Annotated in this window: 13 protein-coding genes; 12 read left to right on the top strand and 1 reads right to left on the bottom strand. The window is 43.3% G+C overall.

Going from position 1 to position 21434, the window contains the following annotated elements:
- Positions 1 to 72 precede the first annotated feature (72 nt).
- The 6 genes from G460_RS0113630 to G460_RS0113605 all read left to right on the top strand — a co-directional run bounded on the left by G460_RS0113630 (position 73) and on the right by G460_RS0113605 (position 6931).
- Complete coding sequence (locus G460_RS0113630) at positions 73 to 885, top strand: glycogen/starch synthase (protein WP_026955884.1); 813 nt, start codon at positions 73 to 75, stop codon at positions 883 to 885.
- 19 nt (positions 886 to 904) lie between these two features.
- A complete protein-coding gene (locus G460_RS0113625) occupies positions 905 to 2206 on the top strand; it encodes a DUF4270 family protein (protein ID WP_211226755.1) in 1302 nt (433 codons plus the stop codon).
- 122 nt (positions 2207 to 2328) lie between these two features.
- Positions 2329 to 4170 carry a glutamine--fructose-6-phosphate transaminase (isomerizing) gene (gene glmS, locus G460_RS0113620; RefSeq protein WP_026955882.1) on the top strand — a complete coding sequence of 614 codons (1842 nt, stop codon included), beginning with the start codon at positions 2329 to 2331 and terminating at the stop codon, positions 4168 to 4170.
- 198 nt (positions 4171 to 4368) lie between these two features.
- Positions 4369 to 5196: an SGNH/GDSL hydrolase family protein gene (locus G460_RS0113615; RefSeq protein ID WP_026955881.1), complete on the top strand. Its 828-nt coding sequence runs from the start codon at positions 4369 to 4371 to the stop codon at positions 5194 to 5196.
- A gap of 49 nt (positions 5197 to 5245) precedes the next feature.
- Positions 5246 to 6322, top strand: a complete 1077-nt coding sequence (gene prfA / locus G460_RS0113610) for a peptide chain release factor 1 (protein ID WP_026955880.1) — start codon at positions 5246 to 5248, stop codon at positions 6320 to 6322.
- Positions 6323 to 6406: 84 nt separating this feature from the next.
- Positions 6407 to 6931, top strand: a complete 525-nt coding sequence (locus G460_RS0113605) for a GNAT family N-acetyltransferase (RefSeq protein ID WP_026955879.1) — start codon at positions 6407 to 6409, stop codon at positions 6929 to 6931.
- Between the two features lie 6 nt (positions 6932 to 6937).
- Here the strand turns inward: G460_RS0113605 and G460_RS0113600 are convergent, their stop codons facing one another.
- Entirely contained in the window at positions 6938 to 9751 is a 2814-nt protein-coding gene (locus tag G460_RS0113600) for a YCF48-related protein (protein WP_026955878.1), read from the bottom strand.
- A gap of 142 nt (positions 9752 to 9893) precedes the next feature.
- On the opposite strand from G460_RS0113600, the gene G460_RS0113590 reads away from it, so the two are divergent.
- The 6 genes from G460_RS0113590 to G460_RS0113565 all read left to right on the top strand — a co-directional run bounded on the left by G460_RS0113590 (position 9894) and on the right by G460_RS0113565 (position 21433).
- Positions 9894 to 10478, top strand: a complete 585-nt coding sequence (locus G460_RS0113590) for a hypothetical protein (protein ID WP_157366932.1) — start codon at positions 9894 to 9896, stop codon at positions 10476 to 10478.
- A gap of 263 nt (positions 10479 to 10741) precedes the next feature.
- Positions 10742 to 13897, top strand: coding sequence for a SusC/RagA family TonB-linked outer membrane protein (locus G460_RS0113585; protein ID WP_026955876.1), 3156 nt, complete (start codon positions 10742 to 10744; stop codon positions 13895 to 13897).
- 12 nt (positions 13898 to 13909) lie between these two features.
- Positions 13910 to 15763 carry a RagB/SusD family nutrient uptake outer membrane protein gene (locus G460_RS0113580; protein WP_026955875.1) on the top strand — a complete coding sequence of 618 codons (1854 nt, stop codon included), beginning with the start codon at positions 13910 to 13912 and terminating at the stop codon, positions 15761 to 15763.
- 52 nt (positions 15764 to 15815) lie between these two features.
- Positions 15816 to 19130 (top strand): VCBS repeat-containing protein, encoded by a 3315-nt coding sequence (locus G460_RS0113575; protein WP_026955874.1) that lies wholly within the window; start codon positions 15816 to 15818, stop codon positions 19128 to 19130.
- Between the two features lie 16 nt (positions 19131 to 19146).
- Positions 19147 to 20100, top strand: coding sequence for a formylglycine-generating enzyme family protein (locus G460_RS0113570; RefSeq protein WP_035464450.1), 954 nt, complete (start codon positions 19147 to 19149; stop codon positions 20098 to 20100).
- A gap of 19 nt (positions 20101 to 20119) precedes the next feature.
- Positions 20120 to 21433 carry a Gfo/Idh/MocA family oxidoreductase gene (locus tag G460_RS0113565; protein ID WP_026955872.1) on the top strand — a complete coding sequence of 438 codons (1314 nt, stop codon included), beginning with the start codon at positions 20120 to 20122 and terminating at the stop codon, positions 21431 to 21433.
- Position 21434: the final 1 nt, after the last annotated feature.

Here is a 21434-nt window from a genome sequence, read left to right as displayed (position 1 = left end):
AACAAGGCATTTCGAGCTTTTTTTATTATCTTTGTGCCCGTTGTTTATCACTTATCAATAAAATTCAATAGCATGTCTAAATTACGTATCCTCTACGTTGCCAGTGAAATCAACCCTTTTCTCCAGACTTCAGAAGTAGCCAATTTCTTACGAACCCTTCCTCAAGCGATGCAAGAGCGTGGCATGGAAATTCGAATTTTGGTACCTCGGTTTGGCTTGATCAATGAGCGAAAAAACCGTCTTCATGAAGTCGTGAGACTGTCAGGAATCAATATCGCAGTGGGTGAAGAAGAAAAGCCTTTGGTAATCAAAGTAGCTTCTATCCCAAATGCTAAACTTCAGGTATACTTCATCGATAACGAAGATTACTTCCAGAGAAAAAGCGTTTTCCACGACAAGCAACAGAAATTCTACGAGGACAATGACGAACGAGCGATCTTCTTCTGCAAAGGCGTCATCGAAACCGTCAAAAAACTAGGATGGGCCCCAGATATCGTTCATTGCAATGACTGGATGACCTCATTGATCCCGATGTATCTGAAAACGACTTATAAAAACGAGCCGCTATTCAAGGATACAAAATCGGTATTTGCTATCTACAACAACGGATTTTCTCATACCTTTGGCGACGATTTGTTAAACAAGGTTAAGATGGTCGATATAGATGACACTATTTTAGCACCTTTGGAAAGCAAAGACTTCGAAGGCTTTATCCGTATGGGTATGGAGTACGCAGACCTAGTAGTAAAAGGCGGTGAAGTTTCGGATGAATTAAACCAACTAATCGAGGATTTCTCAAAAGACAAGAAGTTTGAAATCAGTATTGAAGAAGAAGAACAAGCTCACGAAGAGCTTTACGGCATTTATACCAACCTCGCAGGCTAAGCTAGCCTGCTTGGCCCTCTTGTCCCTTATTTTATCAAGTTCATGTTCTGATCCAGCTTCCGTAGGGATCGAATTGGCACCAGGAAACAACCAAGTAGGAGTTTTCTTTGTCGATTTCGAGCTTCCTGCGGAAGTTGTGTTATTGGACTCTTTTAACACGACCAACCAAGGTTTGTTAGTCGTAGGGAATGAGCAGGACCCCTATTTTGGTAAGACTACTAGCACTGGATATTCCAGAATGTATTTCACCACTTCGGCAGTGAGACCTGAGTCTCAAGCTATTTTGGATTCAGTGATTTTTGACTTAGATATCATCAGTGTCAATGGTCAGGATTTAGAAGAGGCAAAAACCTTCTCCATTCATCGATTGACCGAACCGATATTGGATACCATGTATTACAATTTTGATGAGCTGATGTATGAGGCTACTCCTCTGGCGTCGTCAGAATTTGTATTTGGAGAAGTCACGGATACGATTGTCTCCATGCAAGCCGAAGAAGCTTTCGCTGAAGAAGTGTTTGAAAAGCTAAAGAGGGGTGAAGAATTTGATAATGTTTTTAATTTCAGAGAGTATTTTCCTGGGATTGCTGTTCAAGGGTTGGAATCAAATAATACAACTGTAGGGATAGATTTAGGGGAAGGTACCAAGCTCTCATTTTATTATCGAAATGATGCTAGCGATACGATTTCTACTTCTTTCAATATCACTACTGTTTCTTCAAGAAGTTTCAATGGAGTAAAAAGTGACCGATCTGGTACTGCGACGGAAATAGTTCAGGATAAAAATGTTGCGTATTCTACAGGTGACCTGGTTGGAATGAAATCTAATTTAGGGATGGTAATTAGATTAGATACATCCCCAATAGATCCATTTTTAGATACCTTGTCGGGTGTTGTGTTTAAACAGGCTGAGCTAAAAATTGAAAACTACGAGTCAGTTCCGGAAGGACAAGCTTCTCCCAGCTTTTTTGTTGCCTATTTTACAGATTTCAGCAATGATTTCTTAACTAGGAGTGATGGACAACCTTTGACAGTGCAAAGGGATGGACAGCCGCAGGTAGTAGAAATGGAAGACGGAACCGAAGAGCCTGCAGTATCTGTACCAGCAGTCGGAGTCATCAATACAGAAGATGAGGAGTATTCTATGGCAATAACTTCGCATTTGAACGCTCTATTTAAAAATGAGATTACTAGAAAAGATTGGATTTTGTATGCAAATACACCAAGCACTACTGGCGACGATTTTAAAAAATCTCTGCGCCAAATGAAAGTGTCTAAAGGTAACATTAAGGTAAGGGCTATTTATTCCAAGCTGAGATAGAGCCGTTGATTTATAAAAACATATTCGAGCCCACTTTCTAATTTTATGAAAGTGGGTTCTTTTTTTTGGTATGAATGCTGTTTATTTGTGGAAGTTCAATTTCACCACTAGAATTTTTAATTATGTGCGGAATCGTCGCTTATGTTGGGCAACAAGAAGCCTTGCCTATCATTCTCAAAGGACTTAGGAGACTGGAGTACCGAGGCTATGACAGTGCCGGAGTAGCCCTGCTCGATAAACAAGGTCTGAGTATCTACAAAAAGAAGGGAAAGGTGTCCGAGTTGGAAAGTCACCTGTCTTTGCAGGGTGAGACCTTTTCCACTATTGGGATCGGACATACTCGATGGGCCACTCATGGAGAGCCCAATGATGTGAATGCTCATCCCCACTATTCTTCTTCAGAAAGGCTGGCGATGATTCATAATGGGATCATCGAAAACTATGAAGTGCTGAAAAAAGACCTGCTTCAGAAGGGGTATCGCTTCCAATCAGAAACTGATACCGAAGTTTTTATCAAATTCATTGAAGATATCCAGGCCAATAATGCTTGCTCATTGGAGGAAGCATTGAGGTTGGCACTGCATAAGGTAGTCGGTGCTTATGCGATTGTTTTGATCAACAAGGAAGAGCCAGATACTCTTATTGCGGCTAGAAAGGGTTCTCCTTTGGTAATAGGAGTAGGTGAAGAAGAGTATTTCTTGGCATCTGATGCAACTCCCATTATTGAATATACCAACAAGGTCGTTTATCTCGATGACTATGAAATCGCCGTGATCCGAAACAACCGGCTTCAGGTGAAAACGATAGAAAATGTAGAAACCAACCCTTATATCAATCAACTTGAAATGGAGCTTGAGGCCATCGAAAAAGGAGGCTACGAGCATTTCATGCTAAAGGAAATCTATGAGCAGCCTAAGTCCATAGCAGATTGTCTAAGAGGTAGACTGGATGCCAAGTCTGGACGTTTGGTTTTGGGGGGATTGAGGGATTATATGAATAAATTCCAGAATGCGGAACGTATCATTATTACAGCTTGTGGTACCTCATGGCATGCAGGATTGGTGGCGGAGTATCTGTTTGAAGAATTTGCCAGAGTGCCGGTCGAGGTAGAATATGCCTCTGAATTTCGCTATCGAAAACCTGTGATCAATGAAAAGGATTTTGTAATAGCTATTTCCCAATCAGGAGAGACTGCGGATACGCTTGCCGCTATCGAACTCGCCAAATCAAAAGGAGCTACCATTTTTGGTGTTTGCAACGTGGTGGGTTCATCTATACCTCGTGCTACTCATGCCGGCTCTTATACCCATGCCGGACCTGAAATAGGCGTGGCTTCTACTAAGGCATTCACTGCTCAGATTTCTGTTTTGGCGATGATGGCTCTCAAATTGGGCTATCAAAGAGGGACTCTTACGGAAAGCAAGTATGTGCAGCTATTGCATGAGTTAGCAGCAGTGCCATCCAAAGTGGAGCAAGCTCTTGAAACTAATGATCAGATAGAGTTCATAGCATCTGAATATAAAGATGTGAGGAATGCGCTTTATCTGGGAAGAGGGTATAATTTTCCGGTAGCTTTGGAAGGGGCTTTAAAGCTCAAAGAAATCTCATATATCCATGCAGAGGGATATCCAGCTGCCGAAATGAAGCATGGGCCAATTGCGCTTATCGATGAAGAAATGCCTGTGATTTTTATTGCTACCCAAGATAGCTCGTACGAAAAAATAGTTTCCAATATTCAGGAAGTAAAAGCTAGAAAAGGTAAAGTGATAGCAGTAGTGACTGAAGGGGACACTCAAGTCAAAGAAATGGCAGATCATGTGATAGAGATTCCTCATACGCACGAGGCGTTTACCCCTTTGGTAGCGGTGGTTCCATTGCAATTGCTTTCGTATCACATAGCGGTGATGAGAGGTTGCAATGTAGATCAGCCTAGGAATTTAGCGAAATCAGTGACTGTAGAATAAGTCTAAATTTGAGCTGTCAGTCGAGGCAGCTCAAATTGTTTATCATACTTTCCAATTCCCAACGAGGATATGTGAAGCTTTAGCCCGGCAAGGTTTCTCGTAATTTTTTATAAGATTCGCATTGCTGCGGGAGGAGGCAGGATAGTAGTTAATTTTTAACTTGGCTTATTATGTCCAAATCTGCCCTATTGAGTCGCTATGAAAACTTTATTCTTCAGTCTTTTTGCGCTGTTTTTAGTCATTGATTCTGCTCCCAAAGAAGTGACGTGGGTCGCTATTGGAGACTCTATCACTTACCTCAATGATCATCAAGATGAAACTGGCAATCGGATAAGCAAAGGCTATCTAACTTTAATCGGGGAGGAATTTCCAAATCTGAAAATCGTCAATAAAGGATACAATGGGTGGACAGCGGTAGCAATTGCTGAGCAGTTTCATAAACTGGATATTCCAAAGGCTGATATTTATTCAATATTTCTAGGCACAAATGACTGGTGGGCGGGAAAGCCCCTTGGAACAATCCAGGACTTTCAAGATGCAACCGGAACAGCTACGGTCCATGGTGCTTTCAGAGCCATTTTGGATAATATCAGGTCATTGAACCCTGAGGCCAAAATAGTCATTTTGACTCCGATGAAGCGGGTAGACTTTGTGTATATCAATGATCCTACAAACAATGCTTTCGGTTCCTACCAAGCTAAGAATCAGCAAGATTTGGCAAGCTTTGCTGATGCGCTGAAAAATATAGGAAAGGAGGCGGACCTGCCTGTGATTGACTTGTATCACCATTCGCAACTGGATTTTGAGGACTTGGTACATTTCAAATGGTTGAAAAATCCAGCGTCAGGAGATTACCAAAAATATGCATATCCAGATTTTATTGGGATTCCATTTGACCCAAAAGTCGATGTGTATCCTTATCCCAAAGAAAGTATTGCTATGACTTATGATGGGCTTCATCCTTCCGATGCAGGGTATCAATTGATATTTGAGTGTTTGCTACCCTATTTCAAAGAATGGATGTGATTCTATCGGATGGATAAATTTCCCTACTTTTGCCTCAGCGAATAAGACTATGCTGGACAAATTACAAGTACTCAAAGAGAGATTTGAAGAAGTAGGCCAATTGATCATTTTGCCGGATTCGATGACGGACATGAGCAAATATGCCAAGCTTACCAAAGAATATAAGGACCTGGAAAAGGTCGTACAGGCTTATGATGCCTATCTTTTAGTTCTTCAAAATATAGATAGCTCCAAGGAAATCTTGGAAAAGGAAAAAGATCCGGACTTCCGGGATATGGCTAAGGCAGAGCTCGACGAATTGAGAGAGAAGAAAGACACTCTCGAGGAAGAGTTGAAACAATTGCTGATTCCCAAGGATCCAAATGATTCCAAAGATTGCATTTTGGAAATCCGCGGTGGAACGGGTGGTGATGAAGCAGCTATTTTTGGAGGAGACCTTTTCCGGATGTACGAGCGCTTCTGCGAAATGCAAGGTTGGAAACTGACTGTTTTGGATTTGACTTTTGGCTCCGCAGGCGGATACAAGGAGATCATCGCAACCGTGTCCGGTGCGGATGTCTATGGAATGCTGAAATATGAATCCGGAGTCCATCGGGTGCAGCGTGTGCCCGCTACTGAGTCTCAAGGCAGAGTCCATACTTCCGCTGCTTCGGTAGCTGTACTTCCGGAAATGGATGAGGTAGAAGTTCATCTGGATATGAATGACATCCGAAAAGACACATATTGTTCCTCTGGCCCAGGTGGACAGTCTGTCAATACTACCTATTCGGCAGTACGTCTGACTCACAACCCTACCGGCCTCGTAGTGACCTGTCAAGATGAAAAGTCCCAAATCAAAAACTTTGAAAAGGCACTAAAAGTACTTCGGTCCCGACTGTACGAGATTGAGCTAGCCAAGCACAATGAATCCGTCGGCGCACAAAGAAAATCTATGGTAGGCTCTGGTGATAGATCGGATAAAATCAGGACCTACAACTATCCACAATCCCGGGTGACAGATCATCGGATCAATAAAACTGTGTACAACCTGCCCGAGGTAATGGATGGACACATTGAGGAGTTTATCTCCGCCCTGAGGCTTGCCGAAAACCTCGAGAAGATGCAAAGCTCAGGATTGGAAGAATAGGATCACCTTTTGCATAAATGTTTCGGGTTTTTTGCAGAATGTGCATTTTGCCTATTATCTTGAGTAATTAACCGTTAAGTTTTTATGATCATCTCCGGAGAAAGAGATATAAATCTGGTCACTTGGAACGAGGCTCATTTTCATCAGCTTTATCCATTGGCCAATAATCCCAAAATCGCCATGAATTTGAAGGACAGCTTTCCGCAGCCCTATACGATTCACGATGCGCGGCACTGGATAGAGCATAATCAAAAATTTAACCCCCCGCACAATTTCGCGATCGAATTTGAAGGAAAGCTCGCAGGAGCTATCGGCTGTGACCGAGGAAAGGATGAGTTGCGAACCAATATGGAGTTGGGATTTTGGATCGGAGAGTCATTTTGGGGTAAAGGGATAGCGACTGAAGCGGTCAAGCTATTTACCCAGCATCTTTTGGACAGATTTGATATCCAGAGAATCTATGCCCAAGTTTATGACTTTAATGTGGAGTCTATGAATGTGTTGGAAAAAGCCGGATATATTCCCGAGGCGATTTTGAAGAAAGCGTTTGTAAAAAGAGGGGAAGTCGGAGATATATTTCAATATGTTAAAATCCGAGGAGAGGGGTAAAGAGAATCAGTGAACAATGATTTTTCTAGTTTCGCTTCCCTGATTGCCCTCTAATCGGACTATATAAAGTCCAGGTCTGACATCCACAAACTCCAGTTTTCTTTGTCCAGGTACAATCACATTTTCTTGGATGATTTGTCCAAGACTCGAGACGAGTAGAGCTGAATGCCATCGATCTAAAAAAGGCGCCTCTACCGTAAACTGGCCATCTGAAGGATTTGGATATAGTTTCAAGCCTGACAAATCAGGGTTTTCGTCGATACCGGTTACCAAATTTACCTCGACAGCAAGTACCTGCTCGGGTCCAAAGTCACAAGCATTTTGGGCCTGAACAGTGAGGACGAAATCACCCTCACTTTCCCAGTTGATTCTGACTTTTGAACTTCCTTGACCTGAAATAATTGATCCTCCTCCGCTGAGATTCCAACGATAGCTGAATCCCTCCTCCTGAGGTACTTCATAGTCTTGTGGCCCCAGAGCTACCAGATTGGCACCCACGATGTCGCCAGGTTGACTTGGAGTTGGGTGAATTGAAATAGGGAGTGCAAGTGACTCGGATTTTCCACAGGTATTTTCCACAAGAGCTGTGATGGACCCTGAGCCTGGAGTGGTCCAGTTGACTGTGATTGAAGCAGTGCCTTGTCCTTCTGTGATTTCACCACCGGCTATTGTCCAAGTATAATTGACTCCTTCCCAATTGGGCAAGGAATATATGTTTTCAGTGTTTTGGCAGACGCTACCGTCTCCCTGAATACTAGAGCTGCTAGCAGGTAGATCAGAGACGATGACTTCCATATAGGATGTCTCACCGGCTCCACAAAAATTTCTTCGATCTACAAAGACAGCATTTTTTCCGGTTTTACTCCAGGATACCTCGATGGAGCTGGATCCTTGTCCTGAGATAATTTCTCCACCATCTACTCTCCAAAATAATTGGGATCCGGATACAGGTCCATCAAGAATTGAGTAAGTCTGAGTATTGAGACAGGACTGGGCAGCCCCACTGATATCGCTGAGAGCTCCAGTCGGAGCGATACATTCATAAGTAAGAATTGTGCCGTCGTCTCCCACTGCGTAGGCTTTGTTTACATTAGAAGCACTAATTGATTTTAGGTCTCTATATGTTCCAGATGCGATCAATTCCCAAGAGTTACCGCCATCTTTTGTAGCAAGCGAAACACCATTTTTTCCAGAAATGAAACCAGACTGATCATCAAAAAAATCAACAGATAGGAGGTCTTCAGTAGTTTGAGACGCTATAACTTGGAATGTTTTACCCAAATCATCAGTTTTTACTATAGTTCCGCTATTGCCAACCATTACTGCGCTACTAGAGCTTACTTTTGCTAAAGCATTGAAATGTTCAGTGGTGATTGGGCTGATGTTGACCCATTCTGTACCTCCATTGGAATAAAGAATGGTGCCATTTTCTCCGACCGCTATTCCTTCATTGAAATCAAAAAACATCACATCTTTCAGATTTTCGGTCGTGTTGGACTCAACGGCCAAATCCCAAGTAACCCCAGAGTCGTAAGAACGAGTGATGATTCCTCCTGTGCCAGCCAAATACAATACTGAAGTAGCGAAAAGATAGAAACCATCAATTCTTTCAGAAGTGTTTATACTTAAGTCGACCCAAGAGGTGCCGGAATTTGAGCTACGGTAGATTTTGCCGGATGGAGCTGAAACATATCCATAATTCGTATTCCAAAAATCCATGGCGGCGATGTCTATTGGCTCTGGAAGAGGTCTGCTTACGAAAGAGGCTCCATAGTTGGAACTCACTAAAAACTCGCCCTTTTGGCCAGCAACAAATCCAACGCGGTCAGACTTGAAATCCACAACTGTGAAATCGTTTCTATACCCGGCCATTTGCTGGGTCCAGCTACTACCTCCATTGCTTGAGCGGATCATGTAGCCGTTTCCCCCTATTGCTACGGCCTGATTGAGGTCGGGCAGAAATGTGATATGATTCAATCCCCGACTTATGTTTGTCCCCAGATTCACTTTGCTGAAACTGGTTCCTGCGTTGGTTGAACGGATGATGGTAGCATTTTCGCCCGAAGCCACCACGGTATTTTGGTTTAGAGGTGATACATCTAGAGATTTTAATATCTCTGTGGTTCCTGTTGCTAGTTTTTCCCAAGTATCTCCTCCATCTGATGATTTCATGACGAGACCATTGGATCCGGCAACATATCCCAACTGATCTGTGATGAATTTCACATCCCAAATCGTATCTGAAACTCCAGAATTCAATTTTTCCCAAGACTGGCCTTGGTCATTACTTCTATAGATTCCTCCCTGATCTGTAGTTAAAAAAACTAGATTTTCGCCATAGAAAAAAACAGAAAAGATATCAGCAGAGATATCTGTGGCGACTCTGGCCCAGGTTTCTCCATTATTTGCAGAGCGATATAGCTCTCCCGCTTGGCCCGCTATGAGCCATACTCCTTTTTTATTGGTGCTTAGGCTTGTAAAGTTGGAGGTCGACGGGATATTCATGGTAGACCAGTTTTGGCCAGAAGTAGCAGTTCGAATAGCCAAGCCGTTTTGCCCTACTGCGATTCCATTCTTTTCATCCAAAAAATAAAGGTCCAAAACTCTCCCTTCAAACCTGTAAGCCAGTTCTTCCCATGTTTGTCCCCCATCGGCTGTGCGGATGAGTAAGTTTTCACCGCCCACATATCCAATTTGATCGTTTACCCAATTGACAGATTGCAGATCCAAGCCCCATCCTTGCAATCTGGTCCAAGTCTGTCCAAATCCGGCAGAAGTCAGGAGGAAACTAAAACAAAAAAGTAATAGGGCTCTGTACATAAGGTGTCAATGTATAGGAACAAAAATAAACCAATTTGCCTGTTCTCAAAGGCTTTGATTCAGGCTAAGCCATACAATTGGATTGTGATTTTAATGTCTTGGTGAATTTTGGGTACTTTTGAAGAAAGCATAAAAGTCTGATATGAAAAATTCACTAGTCATTTGCATCTGCTGTCTTTTCATTTCCTGTGGATCAGGGGAGCGAGTATCCAAAGAAGTATTTGAAGAAGTAAATAGATCCATGGAGGTGAAAAAGCTCAGTGATGCTGAAATAGTACAGGCGGCAATGCTTTGGGGAGATTCTCTTCAGGTAGAAGCCACAGAGAGTTTGAAGGAGCTATTACAAGACAATGATTCTACTGATGGGCTGGAGGAGATTCAAGCGAAAGCCCAGATGGTTTCCGAATCTATGAGTGCGAGTCATTCATTTCCAATTAAATGGATAGCTAATCAAATCGATCCGGGGACTAGTACTGAAATGGAAGTTCAGATTTTGGAAACCTATCGTTATGATTTAGAAAATGGAATAGAGACTCACCCAAGCATTCAGGAGGTCCAAAGTGGAGAAGTATATTTATACAGTAAAGCAGTTTTGATATCCAAGGATGCATTGCAGGATAGTGGTAGTGACTCTTTGAAACAGGCCAATGGGGAAGAGAATAAGAAGGTCTTGGCAGGAATGTGGGCGGTGTATTTGCCCAAAAAAGAAGTGGTGAAGAAAATGTAGGTATTTCACGTTTTTTCCGAGTACATATTCCGTGAAATTGAAGGGGTCAAAATATCACTAAGCCCCCTAGGGCTTTTGCCCTATAACTAACAATTTTTATCAACTCGATAGTTCATTTGGCAAAATCTGACTGATTTTTTCCAAAAAAATCTAAATATTGACAATATACAGTCAGTTTATGTTAAAAAACAGCAGGATTTCCTACTTAAAAAAAAGGAGTTTTAGGGGTTAAATAAATCAATTACTAACCCAAAAGCCTGTCTATGAGGAATCTCAACGCTCTTAAGCTGTTTGGCTTAACATTTTTGCTGTGTCTTGGCATTTCTGCCTCGACAATGGCCCAGACCCGGGAGGTGTCTGGAGTAGTAATCTCAGGGGAAGATAATTTTCCCCTTCCAGGAGTATCCATCCTGGTACAAGGTACCACCACTGGTACCGTCACGGATGTCGATGGTAATTTCTCTGTCACCGTCAATTCAGACAATCCGATTTTAGTATTCTCTTTTATCGGTTTCATCACGCAAGAGGTCGAGGTAGGATCCAGAACTACCCTTGATATTACTTTGCTACCAGATACCAAATCCCTCGAGGAAGTGGTAGTCGTAGGGTACGGTGAGCAGAAAAAAGAAACCATTACTGGATCCGTAGCTACGGTGAAAGGAAAGGAATTGACCAAGTCTCCTGCCATGAACTTGTCCAACTCAATCGCCGGTCGTATGGCAGGGGTGGTTGCGGTCAATAGAAGTGGTGAGCCTGGTTATGATGGTTCCGGTATCCGTATCCGGGGTAGTAATACTTTGGGTAACAACGACGCCCTTGTCGTAATCGATGGAATCCCTGCAAGAGCTGGTGGTCTAGAAAGATTGAATCCTAATGATATCGAAAACATTTCGGTATTGAAGGATGCATCTGCGGCCATCTATGGTTCTCGTGCTGCAAATGGCGTAATCCTCGTAACTACTAAAAGAGGTAGTACGGGCAAGCCGGAATTGACATTCCAAATGAACCAAGGTTGGGCTCAGCCTACCGTCATTCCTGATCTTGCAGATGCTGCTCAGTACGCAGAGATGCTCAATGACCTCAGTGTCTATGAGCTCCCAGTCAGTGAGTGGGAAGCTGCCAATCAGGCATACAAGCAGAACGGTGAGTATGTAAGACCAGATGGTCAAGTAAGGTCCGCTCCTTATACTCCTGAGGAATTGGAACTGTATAGAAATGGATCTGATCCTTGGTACTATCCAAACACTGACTGGTACGGTGAGACTTTGAAGACTTGGTCTCCGCAAAGCAGATACAATCTTCAGCTGGTAGGTGGTAGTGAAAATGTGAAGTACTTGACTTCCCTAGGCTATCAAAACCAAGATGCCTACTATAAAAATGCAGCAACAGGATACAAGCAGTATGATTTCAGAATCAACCTCGATGCGAATATCAATGAATATGTGAAAGTAGGATTGGGCATTTTGGCCAGAGAGGAATTTAGATTCTTCCCTACCAGAGGTGCAGGGGCTATTTTCCGAATGCAGATGAGAGGTAAGCCAAATCAGCCTGCTTACTGGCCAAATGGTCTTCCTGGGCCGGATATTGAGAATGGTGAAAACCCTGTGGTAATCACTACTAATGCAACAGGATATAATCGAGATAAAAGAGACTATATCCAGACAACTGGTAACCTTGAAATCAAGATTCCTGGCGTAGAAGGTTTGAAATTCACCGGTACAGCTGCTATTGATAAGTACATCAGATATACTAAAAACTGGCAAATTCCATGGACTCTATACGAATTAGGCAATGGATTTGAAGAAGATGGTGTCACTCCTGTCTTGGTAGGAAACCAAAGAGGTCCGGCCGAACCAAATTTGAACGAATACACCAGTCAGCAATTGAATATCCTTTTGGGAGGTGTATTTACCTATGACAAAACCATCAACGAAAACCATACGATCAATGTGGTAGCTGGTGTCAACAGAGAGACGATCGAAGGAAATGACTTCAGTGCATATCGTAGATACTTTATCTCCACGGCAATCGACCAAATGTTTGCCGGTGGTGATTTGGAGAAAAACAATAGTGGTGGCGCTTTCAATAGAGCTCGCTTAAACTACTTCGGTAGAGTAGCCTACAACTACAAAGAAAAATATCTGGCAGAGTTTCTTTGGAGATATGACGGATCGTATATCTTCCCTGAAGACACCCGATTCGGCTTCTTCCCAGGCATCATGCTTGGATGGGTAGCTTCCGAAGAGGGTTTCTGGAAAAATTCAGGAATTGGTCAAACATTCGACTTCTTTAAAGTTAGAGGTTCGTGGGGCCAATTGGGGAATGATCAGATTGGTGAATTCCAATACCTGTCTACCTATGGATTTAGCTCATATATTATCGGAGGTACAGAGACAAAGACTTTGTATGAAACTAGAATTCCAAACAGATCAATTACCTGGGAAATTGCAAACAACTCCAACCTAGGATTTGAAGGTCAATTCTTGCAAGGAAAAATCTTCTTCGAGTTTGATCTCTTTTACAATAAGAGAACCAACATCCTCTGGCAAAGAAATGCCTCTATTCCTCAGAGTACAGGACTTTCACTTCCTGCAGAAAATATCGGAGAAGTTGAAAACAAAGGATTTGACATCAATGTCGGTTATCGTGGTGGCAAGGGCGAGTTCCAATACTCTATCAGTGCCAATGGTGGTTATGCCAAGAACAAAATCTTGTTCTGGGATGAATCTCCGGGAGCTCCAGAATGGCAGATGTCTACTGGCTCCCCTATGAATACCTTCTTGGTGTATCAGTATGATGGAGTGTTCAGAGATCAGCAGGAAATTGATGCAGAGACTTTGGATTATTCAGCGATGACTGGGACTTTGAGACCAGGTGATATGAAGTACAAGGATTACAACAATGACGGTAAAATCGATGGAGATGACCGTGTACGAATGGACAATAACAACATTCCGTTGTTCCAAGGAGGGGTAAACTTCAATGCCAACTGGAAAGGATTTGATTTGGCTATTCTCTTCCAAGGTGCTTTGGGAGCTAGACAATATGTGTCTGCTGGAGAGTCCGGAAACATAGGTAACTACCTTTTGGACTTCTACGAAAACAGATGGACGATCGACAATCCAAGCTCTGAGCATCCTCGTATCGCCAATAGATCCGATCAATGGTATTCCGGTGGCAACACCTACTGGTTTAGAAAAACCGATTATTTGAGATTGAAAAACTTGGAAATCGGGTACAATCTACCAGCACATCTTACCCAAAAAGTGGGAATCCAAAACGCAAGATTCTATGTGAATGGATTGAACTTAATTACTTGGGATGATTTGAAAGTATATGATCCTGAAGGTAGTAGCGAAACTGGTCAATACTATCCGCAAGCGAGAGTGATCAACACCGGTCTTTCTGTTTCATTCTAAAAAATTGACAACATGAAAAATAACCTAAAAAATATACTTGCGACGCTGACCATGATTTTGATGTTGGTCGGATGTAACAATGATTTCTTGAATGTAGATCCTTTGGGAGAGATTTCAGAATCAGCAGTGTGGACGGATCCAGCATTGGCCGAAGCATTTGTCACTGGAATCTATCAAGGATTTGGCAATGGCGGATTTGATGAGCAGATGCTTGCATCTCTTACTGATGAAGCCATCTTTACTCACCCGGGTAGAGGTATCACTACCGTCACAGAGGCTAGAACCAACCCAGCAGATGTTGGTTGGGTCAATGGCACCATCTGGTGGGGTACCATGTACTCTTATATCCGTCGTGCAAATATCGCTATCTCCAATCTAAGTGAGACGGAAATTGCCGATCAAGCACTAGTGGATAGATTGATGGGTGAGGCGAAGTTTATGAGAGCGTATTACTACCAGCAGTTGGCTCGCTATTATGGAGGGGTGCCTTTGATAGACAGACCTTACGAACTGAACGAGGAGACATACGAAGCGCCTAGAAGTACGTGGAAAGAAACCATTGATTTTATCGTTGCCGATTTGGACGATGCTGCTTCTTTATTGGCTGGCAAATCCATGGCCGCAGGTAGAGCTTCTGAGCTTTCAGCTTTGGCTTTGAAATCAAGAGTGTTGACCTATGCAGCCAGTGACTTGCATGATGCAGGGATGGCAAAAGCTAATTCTACACTGTTGGCTGGATATGCCAATATTGAATTGATTGCGTATACCGATGGCTCTCAGACCGAGAGATGGCAAAGAGCTCAGGCTGCTTCCAAAGCAGTGCTTGACAAAAGTACCGGTAGTATGTACGGTCTTTCAGAGCCAGTTTCTCATGAAGAAGGAATTCAGAATTATATCAATACCTCTCTTTCTAGAAATGGTGGAGAAGCTGACCTGATTTTGGGAAGATATTTTATCAATCTCAAGCAAGAAAACGGGGGCCGTCAGGGTCTTTTCAATGGTCCAAACGGATATAACAACTGGGCTGGTAATACTCCTGTCCAACTACTGGTAGACGACTACCAAATGATGGATGGATCAGATTTTGACTGGAGTAATCCTGAGCATGCAGCAGCTCCATACGAAAACAGAGAGGCAAGATTCTATGCTTCTGTGCTTTACGAAGGTGCTCCTTGGAAGCCAAGATCCACAGCCAACCAAGCCAAGGATCCATTGGGTCAAATCCAAACTGGTACCTACGAAATCAATCCGGGAGGAACTGTAGAAACTCACTTTGGTCTGGATACCAGAAACTCTTCCATCGAAGACTGGAATGGTAGCTACACAGGCTATTACATGAGAAAATTCATCGATCCAGATCCAGCTATCGTAGATCAGAACACCTGGCAGGAAGTGCCTTGGCCAATCTTGAGGTATACTGAAGCTGTACTAAACTATGTAGAAGCATCTATAGAATTGGGACAGGAAGAGGAAGCCAGAGCTTGGATGAATCAAATCAGATATCGTGTAGGATTGCCTGCAGTGACTGCCACTGGGGAAGAACTCGTGGAGGCATATCGCAATGAGCGTAGAATCGAGATGGCCTATGAAGAGCAGCGCTATCATGATGCTCGACGATGGATGATTGCAGAGGAAACACTAGGACGTAAAGCAAATGGAATCAGCATTACCGGTACTTTGAAACCGGGTGCAAGTGTCTCTATCTATAGATACGATCCTGAGCTATACGATTACGATTATTCTGTAATCAACATTGACCCAGGTAAAGAAAATAGAACCTGGCTAGATAAAATGTATTTCATTCCGATCCATAGGGATGAGATGAATCGAAACTCCAATTTGATCCAAAATCCTGGATTCGAATAAGTTTCTTAATTTTCCGGGCCATCTTTAAAGATGGCCCGGATTTATTACGACTATGAAACGAGTACTACCCCTAATAACCTCAATTACCCTTCCCCTCTTTTTTGCATGCTCATCCGATCAGGAAATTGACAAATCCAGTTCAACTTCAGAATCCACACTTTTTCACCAGATAGATCCATCCAGTTCTGGGATTTCATTTCAAAATTCCTTGGAAGAATCTCTCAATCTCAATGTCCTGATGTATGAGTATCTTTATAATGGAGGTGGAGTGGCCATCGGCGATATCAATCAGGATGGCTTGGATGACATTTATTTTTCTGCCAATGTCAGTGGCAATAAACTGTACCTCAATGAGGGCAATTTCAAATTCAAAGATATTACAGCTCAAGCTCAAGTAGCTGGGCCAGAAGGACCGTGGAATACCGGGGCTGTCATGGCAGACGTCAATGGTGATGGTTTGCTGGATATTTATCTATGTCGCTCTGGAGCTTTGCCTCCAGAAAAAAGGCGAAATCAACTTTTTATTAATCAAGGCGCGGGAGAGGATGGAATCCCTGTTTTCGCAGAAAAAGGGGCTGAATATGGCCTAGATTCTCCTGCACCGAGTACCTCTGCCAGTTTTTTTGACTTTGATCTGGATGGAGATCTGGATATGTTTCTTCTGAATCATAATACCAAATCCATCCAAAATCAAAATGTCATGGTTACCCAAAAATTGATGCAGGAAAGGCATGAGGCGGGTTCCCAACTTTTTGAAAATCAAAACGGAAAATTTGTCGAAATCACCGAAAAGGCTGGTATTTCCAGTTCCATGTTTTCTTATGGGCTTGGGGTTTCTACGGCAGATGTCAATCAGGATGGCTGGCCGGATATTTACATAGGCAATGATTATTCGATTCCGGATTTCCTTTACATCAATCAGAAAAATGGCCGATTCAAAGATGAAATCGGAGAGCGATTGGGGCATATTTCCAATTTCTCCATGGGCAACGATCTGGTCGATGTAAACAATGACGGGCTGGTGGATATTTTCACCTTGGACATGCTTCCGGAGGACAATGAAAGGCAAAAGTTACTGCTGGCTCCGGACAATTTCGAGTTGTTTCAGCTCAATGTCGACAGAGGCTGGCATCACCAATACATGCGTAATATGCTCCATGTCAATGATGGAACAGGGACTTTTTCTGAAGTTGGACAGTTTTCGGGTATTTCGAATACCGACTGGAGCTGGTCGGCACTTTTCGCAGATCTTGACAATGATGGACTGAAAGACCTCTTCGTCACCAATGGTTACATGAGGGACTACAACAATCAGGATTTTTTGAACTACATGGATAACTATGTACGAACTTCTGGAGGAAAACTAAAGCGGGAAGATCTCCTGAATCTGGTAAAATCCATGCCTTCTACAGAATTGAATAATTATGTCTATAAGAACCTTGGGAATCTTCAGTTTGAAAATGAAGTAAAAAACTGGGGATTTGATCATGCATCCAACAGTCATGGGGCAGCCTACGCAGATTTGGACCAAGATGGAGACCTTGATTTGGTGATCAACAATGTCAATGCTCCAGCAGGGGTCTACGAAAATAAAAGCAATGAAAGGGAAAGTAAAAATTACCTGAAAATCCGTCTTCTCGGAGAGGGAAAAAATTCTTTTGCCATTGGCACTAGTTTGAAAGTGTACACCGATGGAGCGGTTCAATACCTCGAACAAAATCCCTATCGCGGCTACCAGTCCTCTGTCAGCCCTACTCTTCTGGTAGGCTTGGGAGCGAGCACTAAGGTGGATTCTTTAGAGATTTCCTGGATCGGAGGGCCTAAGAAGATCGTCAAATCCATCGACGCAAACCAGACGCTGGAACTCAAGCCAGAGATGGGAGAATCGGCATATGTTAAGTCCATAACCGGGGAGACCCTGCTCCAACAATCACAGGTTTTGCCAGTGAAGCAAGGGAAAATCACCAATGATTACAAGCGTCAGCCTTTGATGCTGCATCCGGTGTCAGGGCAAGGCAAAGCCATGGTCACTGGTGATTTCAACCAGGACGGTAGGGAGGATATTTTCGTGGGAGGAGAAGCAGGAGCGGCAGGTGCGGTATACTTCCAGACTTCGAGTGGAGCTTTTGGTAACCCAAATTCATCCGCCTTTGAATCCACTTCTTTTCAGGGAGAGGTAGATGTGGTGAGTATGGATGCGAATGGAGATGGAAATTTGGACTTATTGGTAGTGACTGGTGGCTTGTATGATTTTTATCCTACTTCGAAAGCTTGGACTGCCAAATTGTATTTGAATGACGGAAAAGGAACATTTAGAGAGCAGGTAGAAGCCTTTCCGTATTTTGATTTTCCTATCTCGGCAGTTGGCCAGTGGGATTGGGATCAGGACGGAGATCAGGATGTACTACTTGCTTTTCGCCAAGTGCCAGATCAGTACCCAAGTTCCAAAGGAATCCAACTTTGGGAAAATGATGGGACTGGTAGCTTTTCCCTCAGTGGAATCAATCAAAGCTGGATGGCAGATCTGGGTATGATCACAGATATGATTGTGATGGATCTCAATGGCAGCGGAAAGCAACAAGTAGTCTTGGTAGGTGAAGCCACTCCAGTAACTGTTTTGGGAATGGAGTCAGGTGAAATGAGGAACCAAACTTCCCAATTTTTTGACCGCCCATTGGTGGGCTTATGGAATTCCGTGGAGGCAAGTGACTGGGATGGCGATGGCAAGACAGAATTAGTAATAGGCAATCTTGGGCTCAATACACAGCTCAATGCCAGCTTTGAGCAACCGATGGAATTGCTTTACAAAGACTTTGACAGCAATGGTACCATCGATCCGATATTTGGATATTATATCGGGGATGAAAAATATCCTCTTGCAAGCCGGAATGAACTGATAGCTCAAATCCCGATTCAAAAGAAGAAATACTTGGATTTCAAGGTGTATTCCCAGACGACGTTTGACAAGCTGTTCACTCCGGCAGAAAAGTCCGGAGCCTCTTCTATCCAGATCAACGAACTGGAAACAGTCTATTTGGTGCAGGACGCATCAGGTATTTACCGCAAAAAGAATCTTCCTATGCAAGCCCAGATTTTTCCGGTATATAGTTCTTTGGCAGCAGATGTCAATCAAGACGGAAATCTGGATATGATTCTGGGTGGAAACTTGGGATTTGGAAAGCTAAGTCTTGGCAAGTATGATGCCGGCAAAGGACTGGTTTTACTGGGAGATGGTCAGGGCAATTTTGACCCGCTTTCTGCTGCTGAGTCTGGCTTAAGTGTGACTGGCGAGATCCGGTCTATTTTGCCACTAGATCAGAAACTATTATTCCTTGTCAAAGGGCAAGGTATCCATATCTATCACTAGTTTATTTCTTATTTCGATGCTTAAAAAGATTACCCTTATTTCCTTTTTCTGGCTTTTCGGCTCAGATTCAGAAGACTCGGTATTTGAGCCTTATTCCCAGAAAATACCGGGCTCTCAAGTCACATTTGATATGGCTCCTATTCCGGGAGGCACTTTTATGATGGGTTCTGATAATGGAGATTCAGATGAAAAGCCTACTCATTCCGTCAAAATTGATCCCTTTTGGATGGGAACTCATGAAGTAACCTGGGATGCTTTTGAGATGTTTTTGGACAAAAACTACGAATTGGCGATTTCCGAAGGGCCTATCGGGGATATTGTGGATGGTTTGACCAGGCCAAGTATTCCTTATTTGGATATGACTTTTGGAATGGGTAAAGAAGGCAAGCCAGCGATCGGGATGACGCAATATGGAGCCGTCCAATATTGTCACTGGTTATATTTGAAAACCGGGATATTCTACAGATTGCCTACAGAGGCTGAATGGGAATATGCCGCCAAAGCCGGAACAGATACACCTTTTTTCTTTGGCACTGATGCGTCTCTAATGGACGAATACGCTTGGACCAAGGAAAATTCGGAGGAATTGACTCATCCGGTAGGCACCAAAAAGCCAAACCCATGGGGACTGTATGACATCTATGGCAATGTGCTCGAATGGACTGCTGATCAGTATGATCCTGAGTTCTATGCGGCTTCAGCAGAAGAAAATCCCTTAAACCCCTCAAGTGAACTATATCCGAGAGTGGTAAGAGGGGGAAGCTATGATACGCCATCTGCGGAAATCACTTCTTCCAAACGGTTTGTCTCCAGTGCTGATTGGAAGCGAATCGATCCGCAGATCCCGAAAAGTCAATGGTGGTTTCCCGAAGCTCCATTTTTAGGCATGCGACTAGTTAGACCTTTGACTCCACCTAGCGAAGAAGAAATCAAAGCCTACTACACCGCAGCCCCTATCACAGATTATTAAACCTCAAAACAACCATATTATGAAATTAGAAAACTCACGTAGAGATTTCATCAAAACCTCTGCTCTAGCCACAGGCGGATTGCTAGCCTCCTCATTTGTTCTTCCCGGTGCTTATGCAGCACCTGTCACTGAGCTTAAGCTTGCCCTAATCGGGTGCGGCGGTCGTGGTACCGGAGCCGCTTTTCAAGCTTTAAATACTGGTCATAACATCAAGCTGGTCGCTATGGCTGATGCCTTTAGAGATCGTTTGGATGGGGCATACAAGCCTCTGATCGAGAAGTATGGCAAAGATGTAGTCACTGTTTCAGAAGATAAAAAGTTTGTCGGTTTTGATGCCTACAAGCAAGCTATTGCCGAAGCGGATGTGGTGATATTGGCCACACCTCCAGGATTCCGCCCCATGCACTTCGAAGAAGCTGTCAAGCAAGGAAAGCAAGTATTCATGGAAAAGCCGGTAGCAGTAGATGCTGCGGGTATCCGTAAAGTCCTAAAGGCTGCTGAAGAGGCAAAAGCCAAAAAATTGAACGTGGTAGTGGGTCTTCAGAGACATTATCAAGCTAACTACGTCGAAACTATCAAAAGAATCCATGATGGTGAAATCGGTGATATCATCAATGGACAGGTATATTGGAATGACGGGGGTGTCTGGGTAAGAGAAAGACAACCTGGCCAAACTGAAATGGAATACCAAATGAGAAACTGGTATTATTTCAACTGGCTGTGTGGTGATCATATCAATGAGCAGCACGTCCACAACATCGACATTGCCAATTGGGTGAAGAAAGGCTACCCTGTGAAAGCGGAAGGTACCGGAGGTCGATTGGTGAGAACTGGTAAAGAAAATGGTGAAATCTTTGACCATCATGTATTGACATATACTTATGCGGATGGCTCTGTGATCCACAGTGAGTGCAGGCATTTTCCTGGCGCTCAAAATAGAGTAGACGAAAGCTTCCAAGGTACTAAAGGCACAGCTTACCTAAGTGCTGGAAATCACGGTACTCTGAAAGATTGGAAAGGAAATGTGCTCTATGAGCATGACAGAAAAAATCAGCCTAATCCCTATCAAGTAGAGCATGATTTGCTTTGGGAGGCTCTTTTCAATGGGGATTATAAATATGCGGATGCTGAAAATGCCGCTAAAAGTACCATGACTGCCATTATGGGACGTTATGCTACGTATTCCGGTAAGCCTTTGACGTGGGATGAAGCACTCAATGGTTCCATAGACCTGATGCCAGAGACTTTGGCTTGGGATGCTAATCCAAAAGTTTTGCCGGGTGAAGATGGGTATTATCCACATGCGGTTCCTGGAAAAACTAAAGTGATCTAAG

The sequence above is a fragment of the Algoriphagus vanfongensis DSM 17529 genome (assembly GCF_000429465.1).
In the GTDB taxonomy this organism is placed as follows: Bacteria; Bacteroidota; Bacteroidia; order Cytophagales; family Cyclobacteriaceae; genus Algoriphagus; species Algoriphagus vanfongensis.
This window is presented reverse-complemented; position numbering and strand designations above follow the sequence as displayed.

Bases quoted from the DNA above. Each gene is read 5' to 3' on its own strand.
- G460_RS0113630 (WP_026955884.1), top strand. From the start codon at position 73: ATGTCTAAATTACGTATCCTCTACGTTGCCAGTGAAATCAACCCTTTT.
- glmS (WP_026955882.1), top strand. From the start codon at position 2,329: ATGTGCGGAATCGTCGCTTATGTTGGGCAACAAGAAGCCTTGCCTATC.
- G460_RS0113615 (WP_026955881.1), top strand. From the start codon at position 4,369: ATGAAAACTTTATTCTTCAGTCTTTTTGCGCTGTTTTTAGTCATTGAT.
- prfA (WP_026955880.1), top strand. From the start codon at position 5,246: ATGCTGGACAAATTACAAGTACTCAAAGAGAGATTTGAAGAAGTAGGC.
- G460_RS0113605 (WP_026955879.1), top strand. From the start codon at position 6,407: ATGATCATCTCCGGAGAAAGAGATATAAATCTGGTCACTTGGAACGAG.
- G460_RS0113600 (WP_026955878.1), bottom strand. From the start codon at position 9,751: ATGTACAGAGCCCTATTACTTTTTTGTTTTAGTTTCCTCCTGACTTCT.
- G460_RS0113590 (WP_157366932.1), top strand. From the start codon at position 9,894: ATGAAAAATTCACTAGTCATTTGCATCTGCTGTCTTTTCATTTCCTGT.
- G460_RS0113585 (WP_026955876.1), top strand. From the start codon at position 10,742: ATGAGGAATCTCAACGCTCTTAAGCTGTTTGGCTTAACATTTTTGCTG.
- G460_RS0113580 (WP_026955875.1), top strand. From the start codon at position 13,910: ATGAAAAATAACCTAAAAAATATACTTGCGACGCTGACCATGATTTTG.
- G460_RS0113575 (WP_026955874.1), top strand. From the start codon at position 15,816: ATGAAACGAGTACTACCCCTAATAACCTCAATTACCCTTCCCCTCTTT.
- G460_RS0113570 (WP_035464450.1), top strand. From the start codon at position 19,147: ATGCTTAAAAAGATTACCCTTATTTCCTTTTTCTGGCTTTTCGGCTCA.
- G460_RS0113565 (WP_026955872.1), top strand. From the start codon at position 20,120: ATGAAATTAGAAAACTCACGTAGAGATTTCATCAAAACCTCTGCTCTA.